The sequence below is a fragment of the uncultured Rhodococcus sp. genome, assembly GCF_963525155.1.
GTDB lineage: Bacteria > Actinomycetota > Actinomycetes > Mycobacteriales > Mycobacteriaceae > Rhodococcus_F > Rhodococcus_F qingshengii.
Window position 1 is genome coordinate 1 of the sequence record NZ_CAURKP010000313.1, and the last position, 3,626, is coordinate 3,626.

Annotated in this window: 2 protein-coding genes, 3 tRNA genes and 1 pseudogene; 2 read left to right on the plus strand and 4 right to left on the minus strand. The window is 62.4% G+C overall.

Translation table 11 applies throughout. The annotated features are described in order from the left end of the window. From RWT78_RS28755 to RWT78_RS28770, 4 genes and pseudogenes are all read right to left on the minus strand, one after another. Positions 1-209: pseudogene (locus RWT78_RS28755) on the minus strand (diadenosine tetraphosphate hydrolase); the annotation flags it as partial. Beyond that, positions 206-2,263 carry a threonine--tRNA ligase gene (gene thrS / locus RWT78_RS28760; protein ID WP_007732914.1) on the minus strand — a complete coding sequence of 686 codons (2,058 nt, stop codon included), beginning with the start codon at positions 2,261-2,263 and terminating at the stop codon, positions 206-208. The pseudogene RWT78_RS28755 and the gene thrS, both read right to left, overlap by 4 nt. A gap of 133 nt (positions 2,264-2,396) precedes the next feature. Beyond that, the gene (locus RWT78_RS28765) at positions 2,397-2,807 is read right to left on the minus strand and encodes a TIGR02611 family protein (protein ID WP_085989954.1); all 411 of its coding nucleotides are present in this window, start codon (positions 2,805-2,807) and stop codon (positions 2,397-2,399) included. Positions 2,808-3,037: 230 nt separating this feature from the next. After that, a tRNA-Val gene (locus RWT78_RS28770) sits at positions 3,038-3,109 on the minus strand. Between the two features lie 293 nt (positions 3,110-3,402). On the opposite strand from RWT78_RS28770, the gene RWT78_RS28775 reads away from it, so the two are divergent. Together RWT78_RS28775 and RWT78_RS28780 are read left to right on the plus strand one after the other, a co-directional pair. Continuing rightward, positions 3,403-3,475 (plus strand) — tRNA-Gly (locus RWT78_RS28775). 25 nt (positions 3,476-3,500) lie between these two features. Next, positions 3,501-3,571: transfer RNA gene (locus RWT78_RS28780), tRNA-Cys, on the plus strand. Positions 3,572-3,626 lie beyond the last annotated feature (55 nt).

Consider the following 3,626-nt stretch of genomic DNA (forward strand, 5'->3'; position numbering starts at 1 on the left):
TAGACATGCTCACCGCGGGCAACGATCAGTCCTTCTTCGTCCGACATCTTCGGAATGTCGATGAACGGTTCACCCGTCGTGCCCGGGGTGTTGGGCGCCTCGGTGATGTACGACATCCGATGCGGCGACCAAATGCGCTGCAAATGGTCAGGGTCACCGACGCCGTGGTCGATCAGCGAACCCGGACCGTCGTCACCGGGGGCGCTCACTGCGCCACGCTTGGCTGCACCAGTTCGGCTGTCGGCGAGGCGTTCTCGCGGCGGCCGATCCACTCGGTGATGATCCGGACGGCGTCGTCGACGGGAATGCCGTTGATCTGCGTGCCGTCACGGAAACGGAAGCTGACCGCGCCGGCCTCCACGTCACGCTCGCCCGCGAGGAGCATGAACGGGACCTTTTGCGTGGTGTGATTACGGATCTTCTTCTGCATACGGTCGTCACTGAAGTCGACCTCGGCGCGAACACCGGCTGCCTTGAGCTTCTTCGTGACGTCGAACAGGTGATCGGCGAACGCCTCGGCCACCGGGATTCCGACAACCTGCACCGGCGCCAGCCACGCCGGGAACGCGCCCGCGTAGTGCTCGGTCAGGACACCGAAGAACCGCTCGATCGAGCCGAACAGCGCGCGGTGGATCATGACCGGACGAGTCTTGACGCCGTCGTTGCCGGTGTATTCGAGCTCGAACCGCTCGGGCAGGTTGAAGTCGAGCTGGATGGTCGACATCTGCCAGGTGCGGCCGAGGGCGTCCTTGACCTGAACGGAGATCTTGGGACCGTAGAACGCGGCTCCGCCCGGATCCGGCACCAGAGTCAGGCCGGAAGCTTCGCCGACCTCGGCGAGCGTTGCGGTCGCCTCTTCCCAGACGTCGTCGCTACCGACGAACTTGTCCGGGTTTTTGGTGGACAGCTCGAGGTAGAAGTCGTCGAGGCCGTAGTCCTTGAGCAGGTTCAGAACGAACTGCAGCGTGGTGGTCAGCTCGTCGCGCATCTGCTCACGGGTGCAGTAGATGTGAGCGTCGTCCTGGGTCATGCCGCGCACGCGGGTCAGTCCGTGGATGACGCCGGACTTCTCGTAGCGGTAGACCGAGCCGAATTCGAAGAGCCGCAACGGCAATTCACGGTACGAGCGTCCGCGAGCACGGAAGATCAGGTTGTGCATCGGGCAGTTCATCGGCTTGAGGTAGTAGTCCTGGCCCGGCTTGCGCACGGTGCCGTCCTCGTTCAGTTCCTCGTCGACGTGCATCGCCGGGAACATGCCGTCGCGGTACCAGTCGAGGTGACCGGAAACCTCGTACAGATGCCCCTTGGTGATGTGCGGAGTGTTGACGAACTCGTAGCCCGCCTCGATGTGGCGGCTGCGCGAGTAGTTCTCCATCTCGGTGCGGATGATGCCGCCCTTGGGATGGAACACCGGCAGACCCGAACCGAGCTCGTCGGGGAAGCTGAAGAGGTCCAGTTCGGTACCGAGCTTGCGGTGATCACGACGCTCGGCCTCGGCGAGCAGTTCGAGGTATTCGTCCTGAGCCTCGGTGGACTCCCACGCGGTGCCGTAGACACGCTGAAGATCGGCGTTGTCCTGGTTGCCACGCCAGTAGGCGGCGGAGCTTCGGGTCAACTTGAAGGCCGGGATGTGCTTGGTGGTCGGAATGTGCGGGCCGCGGCACAGATCGGACCAGATCTTGTCGCCGGTACGAGGATCGAGATTGTCGTAGATGGTCAGCTCGTTGCCACCCACCTCCATGATCTCGGGATCGTCGATACCGGACTTGTCGTCGATCAATTCGAGCTTGAACGGCTCGTCGGCCAACTCGACCCGAGCGTCCTCGATCGAATCGACCACTCGACGCGAAAAGCGCTGTGATCCCTTGATGATCTGCTTCATACGCTTTTCGAGCTTGGCCAGATCCTCCGGAGTGAACGGGCGGTCCACCGCGAAGTCGTAGTAGAAGCCGTCCTTGATCGGCGGACCGATGCCGAGCTTCGCGTCGGGGAATTCTTTCTGAACCGCCTGCGCGAGGACGTGGGCCGCGGAGTGCCGGATGACGCTGCGGCCGTCCTCGGTGGATGCTGCCACCGGCTCGACGTCGACATCGACCTCAGGTGTCCACGACAGATCCTTGAGCGTTCCCTCGCCATCGCGGACAACGACGATCACGTCGGGCCCCTTCGTGGGGTATCCGGCTTCGCGCACTGCAGTCCCGGCGGTCGTCCCCGCGGGCACCCGAAGTGGGGCGGCTGAGTGCTCTGGCGCGGGACTGGTCACGGCGATGTGCTCCTAAAGGTATTGCGACAAGTTAGACAGGCGTCGTACCCACTGCGAGCACGCGCACGATCATGTTATCGGCCCTACCGACATGGTGAGACAACCGAGTGAAGGAAACCGGGCCGCGTTCAACTCACAGCGGCGACTCGAGCCACGAGTAGTCCAGGCCCACCCATGTCCCGATCAGGCCGAAAGTGCCGAGCACCCACAAAGTCGCCAGGACGATCACTGTGGTGAACAGAACGCCCAACCCTTTGACGAACAGCGACTGCTTGCCGAACCATTCCATGAACCGGTCGTATCGGGCCTTCGCGAAATGAAGGAGTCGATGTGCCCACGCGAACTCCGACGCCAGGATGCCGAGGCCGGCGAAAACGATGAGCCAACCGGGCCCGGGGTACGGAATAGCCACGATGCCGGCGGCGAACACGATCGTGCCCACGACTCCGACGCCGATGCGGTACGCAAGATTGAGGGTGGGCCGCGCGGCGATTCCCGCGCGCCACCGCTCCCAGCGGGACTCTGCGTCCTGGAAGACGGACAGGTCTGAATCGTCGACGGAAGAATCGACCTTTTCGGTACTCAAAGCAGTCACCTTTTCGGTCGCGAAATGTCTCTTCGACCAGGCTACCGAAATCGTCGCCCGGCGACCTGCGACGACGGTCTGCATGCCGAAACGACCGTGCCCCTCGAACAGCTGTGCTCTCAAACAGCTGTGCTCTCAAACGACTGAAGGCGTCCCCGATGATCGGGAACGCCTTCAGTATTTTTCTGTGGTCCCGGCTGGGATCGAACCAGCGACCTTCCGCGTGTGAAGCGGACGCTCTCCCACTGAGCCACGGGACCGTAAGTCATCCGAACGCATGCGCTCGAACGAGTTGGAACATTAACACGGCTGCGCGATGAATACGAATCACCAGGTTGGCATTCGTTTTGCTCCAGGCGACCCCGAAATCTACGAATTCGAGCTGATTTCAGACCGTATTCATCGCCAAGACGGACAGTTGCAACGCGCGCAGCGGGCCGATTCGACTCCGAACACGCCACTGAGCTGGTGATTTGTGTGTATCCGACACGGTCGGCTAATGTTTCCAACGCACCGAGGAGAGCGAGCAGCTCCCCAAGCAACACGGTGCGATGCGGACGTGGCGCAGCTGGTAGCGCACAACCTTGCCAAGGTTGGGGTCGCGGGTTCGAATCCCGTCGTCCGCTCGAGAGGTGTGACTCAACCTTTTACGGTGGAGTGGCCGAGTGGTGAGGCAACGGCCTGCAAAGCCGTGCACACGGGTTCGATTCCCGTCTCCACCTCGCGCGATTAGCTCAGCGGGAGAGCGCTTCCCTGACACGGAAGAGGTCACTGGTT